Raw genomic sequence first — 19,685 nt, forward strand, 5'->3', positions numbered from 1 at the left:
AACTTTCCCTATTAGAGCATGGTATAGTAATCTAACCATTCATCTATTGCAATGATACTAGCTACTAGTCCTACAAATGAAATTTCTTCGTTAAGAGAAAAAATTCTTTGGCGAGTGCCAAATACAGCTTCCAAGGAACGAAAAGTGGTCGTCCATTCAAATGTACCAACCATTTTATTCTCATGTAAAATGATGAGTCGGTCTTTCTCTTTCCTAATAGTATAGGCCTCGCCTTCTGAACTGATGGTAAATTGAGAAGGAATTACATGTCTGTCTAGCTCTAACCTATAATGTACATTTTCTTTCGTTACCGTTACCTTATCTTCAGTATAAATTATTTTTACTTTTTCTCTAATTTTATGATTATCTAATTGGATTTCTCTTTGAACCCCTGACTTTGTCTCCCACTCCCATGCTAATAAACCTTCAGAAGTGTGTAGTTGTCTTCGATTAGTTCCATTTATTTTCATTTGAACTACAGCGAACAGATTTTTTTCCTACGCTCCATAGAAGAAGTTCTCAATGGCATAGATACAGTTGAAACAACCGTGCGTAAAATCATGATGATTACCACAATAGCCATTGATAGCAAAATAGATGTAAACAAAATCGAATCTTGCAATTGCCGATAAATAGAAATTGTTATAATAACAGAAAAAGCAACAGCTGTGATTGCCGCAACTTTTGTTCGATGTTCTATGTATTGTTTCCAATAATAATATAAGGAAGACATGTACTCACCCACTTCAATAGTCTAGTAAATTATATGCGCCTATTCTTCTAATATTCATTCGTGCTATAATAAATTACTAGTTTTGCTATTTTGGAGGCTTTCATGACAGATAAATTAAGATTTAGTATTGGACTAACCATAATTGCATTTGCTATTGCTACTATTGTTGCATTAGTACAGGGTAATGCTGCTCTTACTGTAGTTTTTCAATCTTTATTTTTTGCTAGCTTTGCTTTATTTCAATTAACAGATACAAAGAAATTGACAAAAGTTCGCCTTGTATTTTGGGCTAGTGTGTTTACTTTCTTCTTCTCCATTACCTTATGGAATGTTATACGAAGTGTTTTTTAATAACCATATAAATAACATAAAAGGTCAAGGTAGAGAACTCTCTACCTTGACCTTTTATACGCTGATTATCTATTTAAAACTGGTTTCATATTAACAAAGTCTAGAAGTTCTTTATATTTTTCTTTGGCGTCGTTGTACCCTTGCTCATATAAAGATTCTAAGCGCTTTTCATTCCGGTCTATTCTTTTCACTTCCATTGTTCTAGTAGGTCGAATAACAAATAACTCTCCTGCTCTTTCCCTTTCTTCTATTTCATCCATCGTATCATTATACAACTTATACCGTTGTTGAATTGCTTTTACTAACGCTGGATACTTACGATAAGATGTCTTTAATAAACTAGAAAATTTACTAGGTTTTTTTCTATAATGTGACTCTCTAGTTAAAATTAACACCTGTTTTTCATAGCCGTCTATTCTTGCTTTATTGGTAGGAATAGGATCCACAATTCCACCGTCTAGTAATTCAAACCCATCAACTTTTACAATCGGAGCCATAAGCGGTAAAGAACTAGAAGCTCTTATGATTGGCAGTATAGATTCTTTCGTATAGTCGTTTTTCCCAAAATACACAGATTTTCCTGAATGAACATCAGTAGTGCCAATGACAAACTCTTCTGAACTAGCAAAAAATGTTTCAAAATCAAAAGGAACATGTATATTAGGTATCTCGTCAAATAGAAAATCCATTCCAAACATTTCTCTCTTCGTTATAAAGTTTCGAAAAGAAAGATAGCGAGGATCATGTATAAACCCAATGTTTACTTGTTTATTTCTTCCTGGTTGATTACTAATTAAAGAGGAACCATTACAGGCACCGGCAGATACACCTATTGTGTACGGGAAGCGTATATTTTTTTCCATAAAAAAGTCCAATACTCCACCAGTATAGATACCTCTCATTCCTCCACCTTCTAATACAAGTGCTGTATCTTGTACCATATTAAATCCCCCTTTTAAATCTCTTCACTTTTTCTATTTTATCATAATGACAATTTTTTCTTTTAAATAATGCTTGAAAATGAATGGATTCCTTAACTCTTTCATAGTTTGGTATGAGGACATGCTAGGAGGGATAATAATGGTTTCTTGGTTAGAGGCATTTATTTTAGGTATCATACAAGGTTTAACAGAGTTTTTACCAATATCATCTACGGGTCATTTGTATATAGGTAGACACTTATTTGGGTTAGATGACGCTGGGTTATTTCTTGACACAATGCTACACATTGGAACTTTACTTGCCATTATTGTGGTATATAAAGAAGTACTATTATCGTTACTAAAGAATCCATTCCAGAGACTAACACTTTTACTTATCGTTGCTACCTTACCAGCTGTAATCGTTGGATTACTGTTCGAAGACTACTTTGAAGCAATTTCTAAATCAGGCGTAACGTTAGGGTGGGAGTTCCTTATTACAGGATGTTTATTGTATTGGGGAGATAAGTGGAAAGAAGGAAAAAAAGAGATAGAAGACCTATCAATGAAAGACGCTGCGATTATTGGGAGTTTTCAAGCAGCTGCCATTTTCCCTGCACTTAGTCGATCTGGTTTAACAATTGTTGCAGGACTCTTTACAGGTTTAAAGAAAGAAACTGCAGCTTATTTTTCCTTTTTACTTGCTACTCCAGCAATTTTAGGCGGCATTATTTTACAAGGTAGGTATCTCTTTGTAGAAACCAATACGACAATTGGTTTATTTCCCCTCCTAATTGGGACGTTAGCTTCCTGTCTAGTAGGTTATTTGGCAATCGTAGGGATGATCCATTATTTAAAGACTCGTCCATTAAGATATTTTGCCTATTATGTCTGGATTTTAGGCGTTTTCATTCTCCTATTTCAATGGTTTGGCATATTCTAAGGAGGTTACGATATGGAATGGATTACAAGCTGGTTAGAATTTCTAGCACAATTAGGTGCCATGGGAATTATTATAGGACTAGCAGTTGAATGGATTCCTAGTGAGATTGTACTTGCCTATGGAGGATGGATGGTTTCACAAGGTACACTCCATTTTTTGGAAGCAGTAATTGCAGGAGTAATAGGTGGGACAATCGCACAGTGGTTTCTTTATTTTATTGGTAGAATAGGTGGAAGGCCATTTGCGTTAAAGTATGGGAAATACTTTTTCGTACAGAAACACTCCATCGATCGTTTAGATTCCTTGGTAGAAAAACATGGTAGTGTTATGTTATTTATAGCTAGATTTATACCTGTTGTTAGGCATGCTGTATCTATTCCAGCAGGTATTTCTAAAATGCCATTTGTACTCTTCACAGTATACACGGCTATAGCAATGATTCCCTGGTCCATCGCTTTTATTGTATTAGGGATACAATTAGGAAGTCACTGGTGGACAATCAAAGAAGTTGCACATCACTACTATCCTCATTTACTACTTTCAACTGGTGCAGCAATGGTTATTTATTTCTTCATATATAAGTGGAAACAATATTCACAGAAGTAAACACATTTGCTACAATATGTTCAATCAATTTATTGCAGAGGAAAGGAAACTCAATGAATACTCTAATAAAAAACGCTGTAATTTACACAATAGTTAATGAAAAACCCTTTTCTGGTGACGTGTTAGTGACAGACGGAAAAATCGCCAAAGTCTCTCCTTCTATTACTCCTATAGCAGGGGCTTCTATCATTGATGCAAATGGTGCACACCTATTACCTGGTTTTGTCGATGTACACACTCATCTAGGTTTGTATGATGAAGGAACTGGTTGGGCGGGCAATGATGCAAATGAAACGATTGAACCACTTACTCCCCATATAAGAGCCATTGATGGAGTCTATCCACTAGACCCTGGTTTTCAAGATGCCATTAAGTTCGGTATTACTTCTGTACATGTCATGCCTGGCAGTGCCAACGTTATTGGAGGTACCACATCCGTTATTAAAACATACGGTAAAAACGTTCAGGACATGATGATTCAAGAAACAGCCGGACTTAAAGTTGCCTTTGGTGAAAACCCTAAAAGAATTCACAGCTCCGGGAACAAGGACTCTATTACTAGAATGGGCATTATGGGGATGTTGAGAGAAGCATTTTATCATGCCAAATATGTCGATAACCCCGATGACCTTAGAGTAGCACCTATCGTAAAGGCATTAAAAAAAGAAATACCAGTTCGAGCTCATGCACATCGAGCCGATGATATTTTAAGTGCTATTCGTTTAGCAGAAGAGTTTGATTTAGATCTTCGTGTGGAACATTGTACAGAAGGACATTTAATCAAAGAAGAACTAAAAGGATTAGGATTAAAAGTAAGCGTTGGACCTACTCTTACTCGCAAATCAAAAATTGAGTTGAAAAATAAGACTTGGAATACGTATCAAGCTTTAACAGAGTCAGGTGTCGAAGTGAGTATCACAACAGATCACCCGTATACACCTGTTCAATATTTAAATGTTTGTGCAGCTTTAGCCGTTAGAGAAGGTTTAACACAACAAAAAGCCTTGGAAGGTATCACCATCTTACCTGCAAGAAATCTTCGAATGGATGATAGAATTGGTTCCATAGAAGTTGGGAAAGACGCGGACCTAGTGTTATGGAATCAACACCCTTTCTCTTTTATGGCAAAACCAATTTGGACGATGATTGACGGTAAAATAGTTCATTCGACATAAATTTCACTAGTTTGTCGTAAAGTTCTACAGAAATTCACATTTTCTTTACAAATTACCTCTTTTCAAAAAAAACTTTTTTTAGTATGATACGAAAGTAAAGCGAAATTGAAACAATAGTGATGGATAAAATCACTTGAAACATACATTTCATATATCAATTGTTCACATATCTATAGTGCTTACAATTGAGGGAAGGCAAATGGTGCGCCACCAGTGAGACTGGTTTTAGTGGGTTCGATTCCCACCCCGAAATTTTTTGAGAAAGCTGAAAAATTTCGAGGGTGAGAGTCGATTACTGTCCGTAGTTCGACGTGTACCCTCGTGCGGAGGGATAACAATGATACTAACAAAACGCGACATACACGCCCACGATCAAAACCACGTCTTATTTGAACTAATGACGCATCCTGATGTCTTCCCTTTTGTGCGTCAAAAAGCATATTCCTATGATGAATTTGTCTTTCTTACCAAACAAACGGTGGAAGCGGAAGAGAATGGTGAACTAGTTTCCAGAACGATTCTTGATGAATGGGGTAACCCAATAGGAACAATAAATCTATTTGATATTGAAGATGGTGCGGGCTTTTTAGGAACTTGGCTTGGCAAACCTTACCACGGAAAAGGGTACAACAAAGTAGCAAAAGATGCATTCTTTAACGAAGTTTTCTTTGAATTAGGTATGGATACAATTTTCATGCGAATCCGTGTGGTAAATGAGCGTTCTCGCCGAGCAGCAGAAAAACTACCATATGTAGTAAAAGCAAATGAATCAAGACCTTCTATCTTTGCGCAATTAAACAAAGATGAGTATATCTATGATCTATACGAAATTCCGAAAGACCTTTATATGCTATACTACCTGCGCGAGCAATCAAACCATGCCGAGGAAGCGGCTTTGGAGGCATAATAAAAAGGGTACAGTGATTTATCAAAATCACTGTACCCTTTTCTCTATTAAATCAATTCTTCTATCTTCTTCTTCATTTGTTCAATCGTCATCCCACTAGTAGAATGCCCCATTTTCTCTTTCATCTCATTAGATTGACTTACAAGTGCTTGCAATTCATTAAACAATGTCGCTTCTGTTACATTCTCTTCTTCTAACACAATTGCATAACCAAGCTTAGCAAAAGAATTGGCGTTTAAGATCTGATCTCCCCTACTCGCTTGTTTTGATAAAGGTATTAGCAACATCGGTTTCTTTAAAGCAAGAAATTCAAAAATAGAGTTTGAACCGGCTCTTGAAATGACAAAATCGGTAGCTGCTAGGAAATGTGGTAATTCTTCTGTAACAAATTCATATTGTTTATATCCATCCTTGACGAGTTCAGGATGCATGTTACCTTTTCCACAAAGATGTATAATTTGAAAATGTTCTAATAATCGATCGATTTGGCTTCTTAGCGCTTCATTCAATTTCTTTGCACCAAGGCTTCCACCCATCATCATTAAGATTGGTTTGCCATTATGTAACCCTGCAAGTGCTCTGCCGTGGGATGCATCACCCTTAAATAGTTCCTCCCTAATTACAGCGCCTACAAAAGTACTCTTTTCTTTAGGCGTATACGACAACGTTTCAGGAAAAGTCGTGAAAATTTGATTCGCAAAAGGCATTGCTAGTTTATTCGCTAAACCTGGTGTAACATCGGACTCATGAATAGCCATCGGTGTTTTAGATACTTTTGCTGCAAGTGCTACAGGTACAGAAACAAATCCACCCTTTGAAAATATTACATCAGGTTTTCGTTTTCTTAACACACGTAAAGCATCTCCAACACCCTTTAATACCCGAAAAGGATCTGTAACATTTTGCCAAGATGCATATCGACGCAATTTCCCTGAAGAAATTGGATAATAAGGTACATTAGGGAACTGTTCCGTAATCATTTCTCTTTCAATTCCATTTTTCGAACCTATATAGGCAACTTCCCAGCCAGCCTTTATAAATGCAGGCATTAACGCTACATTTACTGAAACATGCCCAGCTGATCCTCCACCTGTAAATACTATTGATTGTTTTTTCATCAAAACTTTCACTCCAATCGGTACATACCTTAAAACTAACTAAAAACAATTCCATTTATTATACCGTATTACCAAGCCGTAGAAACAGACCTATCTTTTGTATTGGTGAATGATTGCTTCCGCTACGTTTAACCCACTGATTGTTACCATTGGGCTACCACCACCTGGGTGCGTCGTGCCTCCAACATAATAAACATTCTTTATATCTTTGGAACGATTAATAGGTCTTAAGAATGCATCCTTCTTAGCGTGTGCTGAGATACCATATAAAGCACCTTTGTTTGCAAAGAATTTCTTACCAATATCAATAGGAGTAATTACTTTCTCTATTTCCATTTCCGCTCGTATCGGAATCCCTTGAGCTTCTAATCGATCGTAAATCTTCTCTTTATAATTTGTTAATTCCTTTTGCTCTAGTTTCTCCACTGCCGGTGCATTAACTAAAATAAATAGATTGCTACCCTTTGTTCGATTTGGATCGGTTGCAGCTGAATGGCTAATATATATAGTAGGGTCTGTTGGTAGTTTTTTATGTGTAAAGATGTCCTCAAATTCCTGCCTATAGTTCTTTGGATAGAATACATGATGATGATGAATAGTTGGTTGATACGTTTTTAATCCTACCATAATGACAAATGCAGATACAGAAGGTTCATAACTAGTAAGCTCTTTATCAGATGTTCTAGGACGATTTGATTCTTTTATTAAATTTTTTGTTGCTGTGACATAATCTCCGTTAATAATGACAATTTCTCCACTAATTCTTTCATCTGTACTAGTTTTAACCCCATAAGCTTTTCCTTTATAAATATCAATTTCTTTCACTTTGGTGTTCAAGCGTAACTTCCCACCTAAACTAGTAAAAACCTCTGAAAACCGTTGAGCTATTAGCGTATTCCCACCTTCTACATAAAATACACCTTCATTCATTTCTAAATGGCCAATTAATCCAAATGTAGCTGGAGCTTTATAGGGGGAGGATCCTATGTATGTAGCATACCTATTAAATACATTACGCACGTTTTCATGCATAAAGTATTTTTTGTGAAAGGAATCTAAATCTTCTAGTGGTCTAACTTGAAGAAGTGCCTTAGATAACGAAGGATCTAAATAATCTCTCCAAGAAGTGAATGTTCGATAAAAAAAAGACTTTTCTCCCAGTGTATAAAGTCTCTCTACTTCGGTTAGGTAGTCCACATAGTTACTTGCAGCGTGTGGGTCCAATAAAGAAAGTTGGTTTATCATTTTTTCTCTATCAGTTGTTTGAATAAATTCACTTCCATCTGAAAAAACATTTTTCGTATGGTCCGTCAATTTTACAAAAGGTAGTGCCATTTCTTCTTTATTTGAATAAGAGAGCACTTTCTCAAAGACTTTCGGCATCGTAATTGTATTTGGACCAAAGTCAAACGAATATCCATTCAGGTTTACAGGCATCATTTTTCCACCTGCATGTTCGTTTGCTTCTATTATGGTTACTTCAAAACCACTTGCTTGTAGTTTTATACCTGCAGCTAATCCACCTAGTCCAGCTCCAATAATAAGTACTTTCCTCATGAATACGTCCTTCCCTTCCATGTATACCCTCTTTGTCTTTTATCCTTATAGATGGCACTAAACATTAAGAGTGAAAAACTAATAGATGCAATTGGGAATAAAATCGTATTCCACATAGACTCTCTAGTTGCCATTGCAATACTAAGCCTTGTAAGAAAGACCAACAGTATAGGCATCAGGTAAGGCGAATATCCAGTTTGGATGTACGGGATTATCAAAAAGAATGGAAGTAGATAGATTGTCAGGTAATAAAGTACGACTAGGATTGCCGGAAGAACTTTCTTTCCAACACCAATAAAGATATTTTTTTGAAAACCTTCCCATACTTCTTTATTTGTGTCATACATAAAGCATTCTACAAACGATGTAACATTCACAAGTGTTACCTTAAATCCGTTTACTTTAAAAAGTCGAGCTAACATAACATCATCTACCATTGCATCTTTGATTGCTTCATGCCCCCTACCTCAGAATATGCCTGTTTGTCAACGAACAAAAACGCACCATGAGCCGCTGTGAAGGCAGGTTTTGTTGTTTGGTTAGCCATAAAAATAGGTAAATGAGATAATACCAAAATATGTTGAAAAGGAACTAAAAGTTTTGATAAGAATGGTTTAGTTGGAAACTTTGGGAAACCTGTTACCATAGCTGATTGGAATGCTTCCATGACGCCTAGGGCATGCTGCAAGGTTGATGGTTCTACTCTCGCATCTGCATCTAAAAACAACAGTTTATCCCCCGAAGAAAAGGCAGCTAATTGGTCACAAGCGTGTACCTTACCCTTCCATCCTTCCGGTAGTTTATTGCCAAACTTTAATGTAAATCTTTGATCTCCACGGGTATGTTCCACCCATTTCTGTGAGGTGAGATCGGTTGAGCCATCATCTAAGCCGATTACTTCTAAATTTGGATAAGTAAGTTTTTTCATATTCTCTATTAGTTCAACAACATTTCTTTCTTCATTCCTCATAGGAATAAGAATCGAGATCATCGGATCATTTCGGGTTCTATATTTTTTCAACTTAGGAGTCAGTAAGATATTCATCAAGGTTAACAATAATATGATTATGTAAAACAAGATTATAAACTCAATCAAAATGTTTCTCCTTTCTTCTTTTTCCAAAACGTAAACCATTCACTCAATGTTTTCTTACCTTTTAGGAGATCCTTATATAAATGTTCATTTTCATTAATTAAATCTTCTTTTAAAGAAGAGAGTTCTTTGGTAACCATTTCTTCCAAAAAGGACGTTTTACCAGCTCTGTTTCCTCCCTGAATTTCGGTTGACAGAATCGATTTTCCAACTTGAATCCAACATTCAGCCAATTGATCATGTCTGAATGTATAGTAGATAGATAATGGAGTAACCATAAACGGTTCTCCTGTTTTCTCTACTAGATAACCAGCTCCCTGCTTAAATGCAAGCGGCCTTTTTTCCACATGTTGCTCTTCTCCCTGAGGGAATAACCAAACTGGAGAACCTTGGTTTAATAATTTCAAAGTATATTGAAGCGATTTTATACTACCTTTAGGGGAGGTATAATCCACAGAGTACGCACCAATTTTACGAAAGAAAGGGAATTCCTTTATCCCCTTTTCACTCATCATGGCATAGGAATCTTGTTTAAAATAGTTCCTTGATAGATAAAAAATAAGTAAGCCGTCCCACCACGATGAATGGTTTACAATATACAGTTGTCCTTTCTCCATCTTTCTTTCCTTCACATAAGGGTCCTTTATTTTAATTTTGTAGAAATTCTTCTTGATTTGCCACTGAACATAGTAATCAAAGACCTTCTCAAAGTACTTATCTCTTTTTGCCTCAATCATCCCTTTTCTCCTCTCTTCATCACGATTAGAAGGAAGAGATAAGATGCCCACACTACTGCGACAGCAAACCATAGCTGAGATACCAAAGCGATAATACTAAACATAATTAGAATTAAACGATAAACAAGGATAGCTCTCTTTCTCCATTTCTCTTCTAAAAACGGACTTCCAAATTTATGTAGATAAAGGTAAACGACTATCTGAGCAATGGAAGATAAGACAAACCAACCGATAAAATTGGAGGTTGGTATATCATAATAAAATCCACCTTCATCCCAGATCCAATACTGTTTAACTTTATACGCTACAGGATCTATTATGGCATCCATCACGACAGCTAATAAGCCTGTTATACAAACATAGATAAAACCTGAGGAAAAAGAAGGTTTTTGCTTAAATAAGTAAGTGACATGTGCCATAGATGTGAACACAACCATTACCCAGGCAAATCCAATAGTTATCGGAACGCCAAGCAATTGAATTCCAAAATCCTTTTCGTAGTGGTAGTCTCCAAATAAAATCCCGTAATGAACTCCTAATGATTCAACAGAAATGGTAAGAAGCATAATAAAAACGGATAATAGTAATCCCTTTCCCCAACTACTAATGAGACATAGATAAATAATGCTAAGGATTCCAGCAGTATATAAGAAGACTGCATTTGCCCACTCCAGCCATGGAGGCAACGTGTCGGTTGACGTAAGTACTACACCTATTGCCCACCAAACAATGAAAAAATAAAACAAACGATTTAGCCAAACCATTTAGCCTCACACCCTTTTTAAATAATTTGATACCTGTTATTCATGTAATGGAGATGTCATGTATGCTATTAAGTATAAAGAGCAAAAATAATATTTTACATTTTTAATACGTTCCAAATAGAATTAACCAATTACATTCATTTAATATGGTATAATCCCATAGTGGTAAAGCAGAAATTTCTATTTTCTTCTAAGATCCCACTTGGAGGTGGACGATGAATCAAACGTATAACAAAAAAGAAAAAGGCTTCCTTCTATTAAGAATTATGTGGCCTATTCTTATTACGCAATTAGCTATTTTTGGTATGAACTTCTTTGATACGTTAATGACAGGGCAATATAATTCTTCACACTTAGCAGGTGTTGCCATAGGTAGTTCTATTTGGGTTCCAATAGCCATTGGACTTGGCGGGATACTGGTCGCAATAACTCCTATTGTTGCACAACTTAATGGTGGTGGAAAACGAGAAGAAGTTGCCCCAGCTGTATTCCAAGGGTTATATGCCTCTCTTTTAATGGTATTGATAGTCTATCTTTTAGGTATGCTGGTTCTTAATCCTGCGTTAAGTGTTATGAACTTAGAGCCTATAGTAGAAGATGTAGCTAGAAAGTATGTATTAGCCTTATCCATAGGATTAATCCCATTATTTCTATACAATGTCTTAAGGGCTTTTATGGACGCGTTAGGTATGACAAAAATTACCATGTTTATATCATTAATTGCTCTCCCTATTAACGTTATCTTAAACTATTTACTTATCTTCGGTTACCTTGGCCTGCCTGAATTAGGCGGAGTTGGTGCAGGATATGCGAGTGCTTTCACGTATTGGATACTCCTATGTATCTCCATATTCGTGATTCACCGTAAAGAACCCTTTAGTAGTTATGGTATATTTAAGAAAGTTGTTCCTTTTGAACTTGCCGGCTTTCAAGATGTGTTTAAGATTGGTATTCCCATTGGTTTATCGATATTCTTTGAGACTAGCATATTCTCAGCGGTGACGTTGTTCATGAGTGACTATTCTACTCAAGTCATTGCAGGACATCAGGCAGCGTTGAATTTCTCCAGTCTACTTTATATGATCCCGTTAAGTATGGCGATGGCACTGACAATCGTTGTAGGATTTGAAGTGGGAGCCAAACGATATGCAGATGCCAAAACTTACAGTTGGATGGGAGTTATTGCAGCAATCTTTTTAGCTTTTATATATGGTCTTTTCTTATTTTTAGGTAGACAGGCAATTGGTGATTTTTATGTAAATGACCCTGAAGTATCTAGTTTAATCGCTCACTTTTTATTATATGCTGTCTTCTTTCAATTATCTGATGCTATCCAAGCACCAGTACAAGGTGCCTTAAGAGGATATAAAGATGTCAATATTACTTTTATCATGGCGTTAATCTCTTACTGGGTAATTGGATTACCTCTTGGATACATTTTAGCCAACTACACAACTCTTGAACCATTTGGTTATTGGGTAGGCTTAACTGCAGGCTTAACTGCTGGAGCAATAACATTATCTTTACGATTACGATGGCTTCAAAGAAAGATGGCTTTAGAAAGTAAATTAACCTAAAGTAAAAATAACACTAGAAAAGGCACATTCAAAAAAGAATGCGCCTTTTCTAGTGTTCCATCTGTATCATTGTTGATGATAGATTTTCCCTAATACATCTTTCCCACCTGTTACTGGAATAATGGATCCTGTGATAAAATCTGCGGCTTCATTACAAAGAAAACTAACTACCCTAGCAATATCCTCACCTGTGCCAGGCCTTCCAACTGGAATGGATTTATCATCAACTTCCATTGCAGAAGAAATAGTGGATTCTTTCCATTCTGGTAGGATGTCTCCCGGACAAATCATATTACAAGTAATACCGTATTCCGCTTCTTCTAATGCTATTGTTCTCGTTAATGAAGCAAGTCCTGCTTTAGCTGATGCAAAAGCAGAGCGATAGATCCATCCAGGAGTGGTGTCGACCCTGTCATAACCAAACGTAATGACTCGGCCAAAATTTTGTTTTCTCATAAGTGGGAGTATCTCCCTAAAGAGATAAAAGGCACTTGTCAGATTGCCATTAATTAATTCATTCCATTCATCGTCTGTGTAATCTGTGAGTTTTTTTCTTTCTTTTATATAAGGACCAGCATTATGCACAAGTACGTCAATCACACCAACTTGTTCTTTAATTTCCTCTACGACATGAAGAATATCGTCTTTTACGGTCATGTCGCCTTTAATACTAAATGCTCGGATATCGTACGTTTCCCTTAATTGGTTGATTAAGCTTTGAGCTTCTTCTTTACTGTTGCGGTAATTTACAATAACATTGTACCCTTCCTGTGCAAGTCGCTCCGCTGTCACCTTTCCAAGTCCTTTTGCGCCTCCTGTTATGAAAGCGGTTCGTCTATTCACTAAAATCCACTCCGTTAACCAAAATAAGTACATAATTATCGTACCTAAAGAATATGCCTAATGGCAAATATTAACCCTCTAATCCATGACACTAAAAATAGGTACAAGGAAGGGAGTTCGTCCTTAAATTAACTTATTAGGATAAACTCCCTCATTCCTTTATTTAGTTAAGATTTTATCGTAACAGTAAAATGGATGATCTTTATTCAACCATTCCATTTCTCCAACTTTATGATATCCTAATTTTTCGAAAAGTTGTTGTGCTTTCTCATTTAATGAGTACGTGTCCGTTTTCATATAAGGAACACCCTGATCTATTGCATATTCTTCTGCATGTTGAATTAGTGTTTGGGCAAGTCCTAAACCTCTTGCTTTCACACTAACTGCTAATCGATGAAAAACATAGTAAGGTTCTTCTTGTCGCCACGTTACCTGATTGTATTCATCTGTAGCTACTTGATCTACAGTAATCATACCTAGAATTTCACCCTCATTATTCTCTGCAACATGTAATGTATGGTTAGCAACATCACGTTCAAAATCATCAGGAGTTGGGTAATCACCAGTCCATTGATCGTTCCCTTCCTTATCCATAAGGTCCACCGTTTTGCGAACAATCTTCATGATTTCTGTGATGTCGTCTCTCGTTCCTAGTCGAATGTTCATACTGTTCTTCCCTTCTTGCCATATTCATTTTAGTAATACCCTTTGTGAAGTCTTTCAAAACATTAAGGTTTGGACAATGATTCATATATTTTTGTATATTCTTTTGTTAACTCTTGTTTTTCGTTTTCCATTAGATCTGTATTCTGTTGAATCCTCTCCATAGACAATTTGTAACGCTTTTCGAGAGATAGACGTAACCGAGGATGTGTCCATTCATCTTTCAGTTCCATCTCTATCCACCTTTCCCTAGAATACTTCGAGTTATCTCGCTGTTTCCAAAGCAGATCAAACAGTTCATCTATATTCTTCAAGATACCTACTCCTAGCTTGTGTATAGTTCTTCGTTTCGTGGGTAAATTATTCAATAGTTTATATTAAAATAGATCTTGAAAGGGATGAACTTTTATGTCAAGTCCTTATTGTTGTCCTCACTGTAAAACGAATCGAACAAGATTTAATGTAATCAATCAAGTTGCTACACCAGTTAGAATGGATGCACATTCTGGCGAAATTACAAAATCAGACCAAGAAGCATTAGATGCTTTCCATATGCCATACAAAGGCCCAACTGTAAAGGTGCAATGTGCAACTTGCGGTTTAGTTGAAGACGAAAAAATGTTTGTGCAATTTGGGGCTATGCCTAGATAGGGATACTCAGTTAAGTACTGACCACATCACGTGGTCAACACTGAGTTGTTACTGTTCACGTAACAAAAGCTGAAGGCGCGCGTTCAGCCGCGGCAGGAAACTTCAGAAGACCGAGGAGGCAGCTCTTCAGCCACCACAGGGCTTTTGGAGTTTCCCGAGCGGTTGCGCACCTGAAGCTAGATATCATTGTGATAATGATACTCAGTTAAGAACGGACCACATCACGTGGTCCTTCTTAAGTTGTTACCGATCACGTAACAAAAACTGAAGGCGCTTGTCTAGCCGCGGCAGGAAACTTCACAGATTTTAAAAATGGCAACAGCCTCTACAGTTTAATAGAGGCTGTTTAATTTATCTCGCAATTCATCCTTCGGTAAGTTTTCCCCAATAATCACTAGATTCGTTGGCATTTTCATTTCGTTTGGGAAATACAAAGGCATCCCGTAGCTATATTGAAACGTATACGGATACTTACTATGTGTGAATGGAATATACCCCTTCATTCTATAGATACTGTCGGGCAACTCCCTTAAAAACGCTTCAAATTCTTCTAAATCAACACTACTTTCAAACGTATACACCATTGACTGAATCCTCAACGTATTTTCTACATGTAAAGATGCATTTTTACTCTTTGGATCAAACGTCAATTGATCTATATACTTACTTGGCACTTTAGAATACGTTGTGAACAAAACTGGAGACATGGAATTAATAGATTGCAAGCTTTGAGACAACTCTGCTTGCATACTGTCTGATAGTTGATCAGCCTTATTCACAATAATTAAATCCCCATGTCTAATTTGCTCTAGGTATAGCTGCTGTACTTGTATAGAAAGAGTATTTCTTTCTAAAAATCTTGTCCCATCTACTACAGTTATAACTCCTCGCATGTCAAAACGATCAGCAAATAAAGGAGATAGAATGGAATCAATTACTTCTACAGGGTGTGCTGCACCAGTTGTCTCAATTAACAGGGAATCAAAAGGTTCACCGAATAATAATTCTTGTAGTTGCGCTTCTAGTTTCTCTTGAATGGTGCAACAAATACACCCACCTAGAAGTTCTTTTAACGGAATACCGTCCTCTACTTCATCAGAGTCAATTGATACATTACCTAATTCGTTCATTAAAATAGCTGGTGTATGCTGGAGTTCTTTTTCTCTCAAGATCCAATTTTTCAGAAACGATGTTTTTCCAGCCCCTAGAAACCCACTTACTATATATACAGGTATTTTTTCATAGTCTTACCTCACGATAACAAAGTTTTGTATGCGAAGTGTATTTTCTCATAATTTAAACGGTTGTTCAATGATCTTGCTGTAATATCACTTTTGTTGTCTCGATAGATGGAGTTCCTTCGCCCCAAAACTTGTTAATCTCGACTACGTTTTGTGAAAGTTCAAAATCTAAAACTAGCCCATCATTAGTTCTTTTTGTTACGTATGTACCTTCTGTTGGTATTCTTAATAATTCTACATTTGGTGAATTAGATATACTATCTAAACCTACTTGAACTAATTCCGTTAAAGGTACATTTGTTTTTATAACGGAACGTCCACTTTGAACAACTCTCATCATCTCTTGAAAGGGAATACCATCCTTACTTAAACTTTTCCAATAACTTACGGCATCTGCTAACACTTGTTGCTGACGCTCCACTCTTCCAAAGTCGCTTTTTATCGGATCTCGATACCTAACGTATTCCAATATTTGCTGTCCTTTTAATGTTTGTTCTCCAGGCTGTAAATCCCACTTAAAATAATCTATCATGCCTTGTGTAACAGTTGTTTTATATCCCTCTGGAAAGACGTCAGCGGCTAATCTTGCAAAACCCTCAAAATTGATTTTTGCTTTATAATCAATTTGTACGCCAAACGTATCTTCTATTGTCTTTTCTACTAAATCTTCTCCTCCAAATGCATAGGCATGGTTTAACTTACTCCATCCATTGTTATCGGCTATTGGAACATACAAATCACGCATAAAAGATATAATTTTCCAAGAGTTTTCTTTGGGATTAACATTTGCTACCATTAATACATCCGCCCTAGAAGGCTCGCTTTTTCTCTCATCTGTACCTAAAATTAATATGTTAAACTGATCACTAGCTTCTTTTTCACTCTTTGGAATTACATCTGTCATCCATTTTGGTAAAGTGTGATTTGTTTGCTGAGTGGAATTTTTTAAAGGAGTCGTTGTAGATTGGTTTGTTAGAGGTTGTTCATTGGTTTCTTTTCTCATGATACCCCATCCTGAAATCGCTAACAAACCTATTATTAGTAAAATAGTCGTGCGAATTTTCATCATGTTCGCCTCCTTTCCATCAGCATTCCACTAGCGTATAGTACCTATACACGTTTACAAAGGATACGTGATAAAGGGAAAGGATACATTACTACTTTTCTTATCTGAGGTCACGAATAAAACAGAAAGAAGCTGGAGCGTAGGTACACTCCAGCTTCTTTCACTTATTCAGTTTCTGTTTCCGTAGCTTGTTCTTCACTAGGTGTTACTTCCTCCACACCAAGTTCTTTCAGGGCTGCTTTTAGTTGAGGGTCATTCTTTTGTAAATCTTCTCTTAGTTTATTTAAAAGCGTAAAAGTTGTATCCCCTGTAAGAACACCAGATTGTTCTAACTCATTATCCAATTGGAATTTTTTAACTGCTTCTTCCGTTTCTTCCGTAAAGGTACGGTCTACTGTTTCAATAGAATATCCGAGAGCAGTTAACATTTTTTCTGCCACTTCCACTTGCTCGGATATAACATTTAACTTAAGCTCTTCTTCTTGGTTTAAGAAAGGAAGTGATGCATATTCAGGTAGTTCTACTGTGATATCAGGCTTAATTCCTTTTTCGTTAATCCAATTACCTTTTGGCGTTAACCATTTTGCTGTAGTAATTTTCATGTTTGAACCATCATTAAAATCTAAAGGTGATTGAACTGTTCCTTTTCCAAAGGACTTTGTTCCAATAACTTTTATACCTGCAGATTCTTGCAATGCAGCTGCTACTATCTCTGAAGCAGACGCACTACCTTCATTAATTAATACGGTAGTTGGTACATCTACTTTCTCGCCACCACGAGCATTAATTTCTTCATCTTCTCCTGCACGATAGTCTACTGAAACTACTCCCTTACCTTCTTCAATAAACAAGCTAGCAATATAAATTGCTTGATCTAATAGACCACCTGGATTTTGTCTCATATCTAATACAAGAGATTTCATCCCTTTAGATCTTGCTTCATTTAACTTATCTACAAACTCTTCATAGGTGTTTTCTGAAAAGTTTGTAATTTGGATATGGGCTACATTCTCGTTTTTCATTTCTAAATATACAGTATCAATTGGAATCTCATCTCTAATAATATCTATGGTGATTGGCTTCGGTGAACCTGCACGACGAATACTAAGTGAAACCTCCGTCCCTTTTTCACCTCTAATTTTCATTACAGCTTCGTTTACTGTAAGACCTTGGACACTTTCTCCGTTAACTTCTAAGATTTCATCGTTTGGAAGTAAACCAGCTTTTTCTGCAGGTGCACCTTTAATAGGTGAAACAACTAGAATAGATCCATCTCTCTCTTGGATCTCTGCTCCTATACCTTCAAAAGAAGAGGAAAGTGTGCTTCTGAATTCTTTTGCTTCATCTTGAGTCATGTAATCGGAATACGGATCTTTCATAGAGTCAAGCATCCCATTAATTGCACCGTCAATTAACTGTTGTTGGTCTAATTCTTTATAATAGCTATTTGTTAATTGATCATATGCTTGATAAAGTTTTTCAAATTCTCGGCGATCAGGCGCACCAACTTCTACAGCCTTTTCATTCCCAAATGCTAAAGCAAATGTCGTAACTCCAGCAGTTGCAAAGACTGTAAAAAAGATTAACATTACTAATGTAAACTTTCTTAAACGAATATGACTAGAAGGTTTGTTTTCTTCCACTTGTTCGGACTTATTAGACTCATCCATTTGTTTCACCGCTTTCTCTTTCTATACACTTTCCCTAACTCTAGCACAGGGTGTGAAAATTAAGCAAAGAAAATCTTTCATACTAAGAAGGTTTTCCTAGTGTATATAAATTATTTACTTTGCATCAAATTGCTTGTACTTCATTCATGTATTCTTCTAACGTCCAATTTTTTTCTTTTAAGTATGTAGCTAGCTCCACCCCAACATACCTAAAGTGCCATGGTTCATACATATATCCTGTTATTGACTCTTTATCTTTGGGATACCTAAGGATGAATCCAAATTCATGCGCCGTTTCAGAAAGCCACTTACCTTCTTTTGTATCTCCGTATTCTTGTACAAGATCGTAATTAACAGAAGGACTTGTAATATCCATTGCTAAGCCCGTTTGATGTTCACTTTTTCCAGGTAAAGCAACTGCTTGAATAGCATGTTCTTCACCTTTCGTGTCTACTGTGGCTTGGAAGATGGTTGCTTGTCTATCGTATGAACGAAAGCCAGAAGCAGCTAATATATCAATATTTTCATTTTTCGCTTTTTCAAACCATTGCTCCAGAGCAATTGCCGCTTCTTCTCGAATTAATGCTTTTTCTACTTCCTCATCTCCAAATACAAAAGGTACAGAAGGGCGAACAAGATCTTCAGGATAATAATCCTTTGGAAGAGCAAGTTCTTTATTAACCAACACCCATGCATTCTCAGGATTTTGCACTACAAACTGTCCATCTACCTCTACAGATTTTGTTAGTTTTTCCTCATTTACTAGTAGCATCTTATCTTCTACTATGTCTTCTTCTTTTTCTTTTTCCAGTTCCTCTTTTTCTACTTCTTTATCGGTGTCAGTTGAAGGGGTTGGTGTTTCCTCTGGTTGTGTTTGTTCGTTAGTCAAATTAGGAAATTTATCCTCCACCATTTGACAACCTGACAATAGTGATATTGTCAAGATCGATACAGCAATCTTTTTCATACGTTCACCCTTTTCTTTTACTAAAACATTCTTGTTTATAGTAACAAATCCATTAAATTTCGTATACTTTTTTCATGATTAAGTAAGATGATACATTACTATC

General features: G+C 36.4%; 23 protein-coding genes. 7 read left to right on the top strand and 16 right to left on the bottom strand.

The window, feature by feature from the left end:
- Positions 1-11 precede the first annotated feature (11 nt).
- Positions 12-470, bottom strand: a complete 459-nt coding sequence (locus tag G8O30_RS06230; RefSeq protein WP_239674115.1) for a hypothetical protein — start codon at positions 468-470, stop codon at positions 12-14.
- A 5-nt stretch (positions 471-475) separates the two neighbouring features.
- Positions 476-733 carry a hypothetical protein gene (locus G8O30_RS06235; protein ID WP_239674116.1) on the bottom strand — a complete coding sequence of 86 codons (258 nt, stop codon included), beginning with the start codon at positions 731-733 and terminating at the stop codon, positions 476-478.
- 102 nt (positions 734-835) lie between these two features.
- Between G8O30_RS06235 and G8O30_RS06240 the strand changes: the two genes are divergently transcribed.
- Complete coding sequence (locus G8O30_RS06240) at positions 836-1,084, top strand: hypothetical protein (protein ID WP_239674117.1); 249 nt, start codon at positions 836-838, stop codon at positions 1,082-1,084.
- Between the two features lie 65 nt (positions 1,085-1,149).
- Here G8O30_RS06240 and G8O30_RS06245 read toward each other — a convergent pair whose 3' ends face one another.
- Positions 1,150-2,025: a patatin-like phospholipase family protein gene (locus G8O30_RS06245; protein ID WP_239674118.1), complete on the bottom strand. Its 876-nt coding sequence runs from the start codon at positions 2,023-2,025 to the stop codon at positions 1,150-1,152.
- A 139-nt stretch (positions 2,026-2,164) separates the two neighbouring features.
- Here G8O30_RS06245 and G8O30_RS06250 point away from each other — a divergent pair, with 139 nt between their 5' ends.
- The 4 genes from G8O30_RS06250 to G8O30_RS06265 all read left to right on the top strand — a co-directional run bounded on the left by G8O30_RS06250 (position 2,165) and on the right by G8O30_RS06265 (position 5,635).
- On the top strand, positions 2,165-2,947 hold the full coding sequence (locus G8O30_RS06250; protein WP_239674119.1) for an undecaprenyl-diphosphate phosphatase: 783 nt from the start codon (positions 2,165-2,167) through the stop codon (positions 2,945-2,947).
- A gap of 12 nt (positions 2,948-2,959) precedes the next feature.
- Complete coding sequence (locus tag G8O30_RS06255) at positions 2,960-3,553, top strand: DedA family protein (protein WP_239674120.1); 594 nt, start codon at positions 2,960-2,962, stop codon at positions 3,551-3,553.
- 53 nt (positions 3,554-3,606) lie between these two features.
- Positions 3,607-4,728 carry an amidohydrolase gene (locus G8O30_RS06260; protein WP_239674121.1) on the top strand — a complete coding sequence of 374 codons (1,122 nt, stop codon included), beginning with the start codon at positions 3,607-3,609 and terminating at the stop codon, positions 4,726-4,728.
- A 340-nt stretch (positions 4,729-5,068) separates the two neighbouring features.
- Positions 5,069-5,635 (top strand): GNAT family N-acetyltransferase, encoded by a 567-nt coding sequence (locus G8O30_RS06265; RefSeq protein WP_420844615.1) that lies wholly within the window; start codon positions 5,069-5,071, stop codon positions 5,633-5,635.
- Between the two features lie 47 nt (positions 5,636-5,682).
- Here G8O30_RS06265 and G8O30_RS06270 read toward each other — a convergent pair whose 3' ends face one another.
- From G8O30_RS06270 to G8O30_RS06295, 6 genes are all read right to left on the bottom strand, one after another.
- Positions 5,683-6,753, bottom strand: a complete 1,071-nt coding sequence (locus G8O30_RS06270) for an undecaprenyldiphospho-muramoylpentapeptide beta-N-acetylglucosaminyltransferase (protein WP_239674506.1) — start codon at positions 6,751-6,753, stop codon at positions 5,683-5,685.
- Positions 6,754-6,843: 90 nt separating this feature from the next.
- Positions 6,844-8,331: a phytoene desaturase family protein gene (locus G8O30_RS06275; protein ID WP_239674123.1), complete on the bottom strand. Its 1,488-nt coding sequence runs from the start codon at positions 8,329-8,331 to the stop codon at positions 6,844-6,846.
- A complete protein-coding gene (locus tag G8O30_RS06280; RefSeq protein ID WP_239674124.1) occupies positions 8,307-8,732 on the bottom strand; it encodes a hypothetical protein in 426 nt (141 codons plus the stop codon). The genes G8O30_RS06275 and G8O30_RS06280 overlap by 25 nt, the downstream gene beginning before the upstream one ends.
- A gap of 8 nt (positions 8,733-8,740) precedes the next feature.
- The gene (locus tag G8O30_RS06285; RefSeq protein ID WP_239674125.1) at positions 8,741-9,406 is read right to left on the bottom strand and encodes a glycosyltransferase family 2 protein; all 666 of its coding nucleotides are present in this window, start codon (positions 9,404-9,406) and stop codon (positions 8,741-8,743) included.
- The gene (locus tag G8O30_RS06290) at positions 9,403-10,140 is read right to left on the bottom strand and encodes a lysophospholipid acyltransferase family protein (protein WP_239674126.1); all 738 of its coding nucleotides are present in this window, start codon (positions 10,138-10,140) and stop codon (positions 9,403-9,405) included. Before G8O30_RS06290 ends, G8O30_RS06285 begins: the two co-directional genes overlap by 4 nt.
- Positions 10,137-10,904: a carotenoid biosynthesis protein gene (locus G8O30_RS06295; RefSeq protein ID WP_239674127.1), complete on the bottom strand. Its 768-nt coding sequence runs from the start codon at positions 10,902-10,904 to the stop codon at positions 10,137-10,139. Before G8O30_RS06295 ends, G8O30_RS06290 begins: the two co-directional genes overlap by 4 nt.
- A 215-nt stretch (positions 10,905-11,119) precedes the next feature.
- Between G8O30_RS06295 and G8O30_RS06300 the strand changes: the two genes are divergently transcribed.
- Positions 11,120-12,481 (top strand): MATE family efflux transporter, encoded by a 1,362-nt coding sequence (locus tag G8O30_RS06300; RefSeq protein ID WP_239674128.1) that lies wholly within the window; start codon positions 11,120-11,122, stop codon positions 12,479-12,481.
- Positions 12,482-12,547: 66 nt separating this feature from the next.
- On the opposite strand, the gene G8O30_RS06305 is transcribed toward G8O30_RS06300, so the two are convergent.
- The 3 genes from G8O30_RS06305 to G8O30_RS06315 form a co-directional block, all read right to left on the bottom strand.
- Positions 12,548-13,357: an SDR family oxidoreductase gene (locus tag G8O30_RS06305; protein ID WP_338040674.1), complete on the bottom strand. Its 810-nt coding sequence runs from the start codon at positions 13,355-13,357 to the stop codon at positions 12,548-12,550.
- A 126-nt stretch (positions 13,358-13,483) separates the two neighbouring features.
- On the bottom strand, positions 13,484-13,990 hold the full coding sequence (locus tag G8O30_RS06310; RefSeq protein ID WP_239674129.1) for a GNAT family N-acetyltransferase: 507 nt from the start codon (positions 13,988-13,990) through the stop codon (positions 13,484-13,486).
- 62 nt (positions 13,991-14,052) lie between these two features.
- The gene (locus G8O30_RS06315) at positions 14,053-14,301 is read right to left on the bottom strand and encodes a hypothetical protein (RefSeq protein WP_239674130.1); all 249 of its coding nucleotides are present in this window, start codon (positions 14,299-14,301) and stop codon (positions 14,053-14,055) included.
- A 94-nt stretch (positions 14,302-14,395) separates the two neighbouring features.
- Here G8O30_RS06315 and G8O30_RS06320 point away from each other — a divergent pair, with 94 nt between their 5' ends.
- On the top strand, positions 14,396-14,638 hold the full coding sequence (locus G8O30_RS06320) for a DNA alkylation repair protein (RefSeq protein ID WP_239674131.1): 243 nt from the start codon (positions 14,396-14,398) through the stop codon (positions 14,636-14,638).
- A 332-nt stretch (positions 14,639-14,970) separates the two neighbouring features.
- Here G8O30_RS06320 and G8O30_RS06325 read toward each other — a convergent pair whose 3' ends face one another.
- The 4 genes from G8O30_RS06325 to G8O30_RS06340 all read right to left on the bottom strand — a co-directional run bounded on the left by G8O30_RS06325 (position 14,971) and on the right by G8O30_RS06340 (position 19,582).
- Entirely contained in the window at positions 14,971-15,873 is a 903-nt protein-coding gene (locus tag G8O30_RS06325; protein WP_239674508.1) for a CobW family GTP-binding protein, read from the bottom strand.
- A 73-nt stretch (positions 15,874-15,946) separates the two neighbouring features.
- Positions 15,947-16,948, bottom strand: a complete 1,002-nt coding sequence (locus G8O30_RS06330) for an LCP family protein (RefSeq protein ID WP_239674132.1) — start codon at positions 16,946-16,948, stop codon at positions 15,947-15,949.
- Positions 16,949-17,109: 161 nt separating this feature from the next.
- Positions 17,110-18,615 carry a lmo1851 family serine protease gene (locus G8O30_RS06335; RefSeq protein WP_239674509.1) on the bottom strand — a complete coding sequence of 502 codons (1,506 nt, stop codon included), beginning with the start codon at positions 18,613-18,615 and terminating at the stop codon, positions 17,110-17,112.
- A 124-nt stretch (positions 18,616-18,739) separates the two neighbouring features.
- Positions 18,740-19,582: a M15 family metallopeptidase gene (locus G8O30_RS06340; protein WP_239674133.1), complete on the bottom strand. Its 843-nt coding sequence runs from the start codon at positions 19,580-19,582 to the stop codon at positions 18,740-18,742.
- Between the last annotated feature and the right edge of the window lie 103 nt (positions 19,583-19,685).

Origin of the sequence: Mangrovibacillus cuniculi, from assembly GCF_015482585.1 — a bacterium.
Classification (GTDB): Bacteria; Bacillota; Bacilli; order Bacillales; family R1DC41; genus Mangrovibacillus; species Mangrovibacillus cuniculi.

Bases quoted from the DNA above. Each gene is read 5' to 3' on its own strand.
- G8O30_RS06230 (WP_239674115.1), bottom strand. From the start codon at position 470: ATGAAAATAAATGGAACTAATCGAAGACAACTACACACTTCTGAAGGT.
- G8O30_RS06235 (WP_239674116.1), bottom strand. From the start codon at position 733: ATGTCTTCCTTATATTATTATTGGAAACAATACATAGAACATCGAACA.
- G8O30_RS06240 (WP_239674117.1), top strand. From the start codon at position 836: ATGACAGATAAATTAAGATTTAGTATTGGACTAACCATAATTGCATTT.
- G8O30_RS06245 (WP_239674118.1), bottom strand. From the start codon at position 2,025: ATGGTACAAGATACAGCACTTGTATTAGAAGGTGGAGGAATGAGAGGT.
- G8O30_RS06250 (WP_239674119.1), top strand. From the start codon at position 2,165: ATGGTTTCTTGGTTAGAGGCATTTATTTTAGGTATCATACAAGGTTTA.
- G8O30_RS06255 (WP_239674120.1), top strand. From the start codon at position 2,960: ATGGAATGGATTACAAGCTGGTTAGAATTTCTAGCACAATTAGGTGCC.
- G8O30_RS06260 (WP_239674121.1), top strand. From the start codon at position 3,607: ATGAATACTCTAATAAAAAACGCTGTAATTTACACAATAGTTAATGAA.
- G8O30_RS06270 (WP_239674506.1), bottom strand. From the start codon at position 6,753: ATGAAAAAACAATCAATAGTATTTACAGGTGGAGGATCAGCTGGGCAT.
- G8O30_RS06275 (WP_239674123.1), bottom strand. From the start codon at position 8,331: ATGGAAGGGAAGGACGTATTCATGAGGAAAGTACTTATTATTGGAGCT.
- G8O30_RS06280 (WP_239674124.1), bottom strand. From the start codon at position 8,732: ATGTTAGCTCGACTTTTTAAAGTAAACGGATTTAAGGTAACACTTGTG.
- G8O30_RS06290 (WP_239674126.1), bottom strand. From the start codon at position 10,140: ATGATTGAGGCAAAAAGAGATAAGTACTTTGAGAAGGTCTTTGATTAC.
- G8O30_RS06295 (WP_239674127.1), bottom strand. From the start codon at position 10,904: ATGGTTTGGCTAAATCGTTTGTTTTATTTTTTCATTGTTTGGTGGGCA.
- G8O30_RS06300 (WP_239674128.1), top strand. From the start codon at position 11,120: ATGAATCAAACGTATAACAAAAAAGAAAAAGGCTTCCTTCTATTAAGA.
- G8O30_RS06305 (WP_338040674.1), bottom strand. From the start codon at position 13,357: ATGTACTTATTTTGGTTAACGGAGTGGATTTTAGTGAATAGACGAACC.
- G8O30_RS06310 (WP_239674129.1), bottom strand. From the start codon at position 13,990: ATGAACATTCGACTAGGAACGAGAGACGACATCACAGAAATCATGAAG.
- G8O30_RS06320 (WP_239674131.1), top strand. From the start codon at position 14,396: ATGTCAAGTCCTTATTGTTGTCCTCACTGTAAAACGAATCGAACAAGA.
- G8O30_RS06330 (WP_239674132.1), bottom strand. From the start codon at position 16,948: ATGATGAAAATTCGCACGACTATTTTACTAATAATAGGTTTGTTAGCG.
- G8O30_RS06335 (WP_239674509.1), bottom strand. From the start codon at position 18,615: ATGGATGAGTCTAATAAGTCCGAACAAGTGGAAGAAAACAAACCTTCT.
- G8O30_RS06340 (WP_239674133.1), bottom strand. From the start codon at position 19,582: ATGAAAAAGATTGCTGTATCGATCTTGACAATATCACTATTGTCAGGT.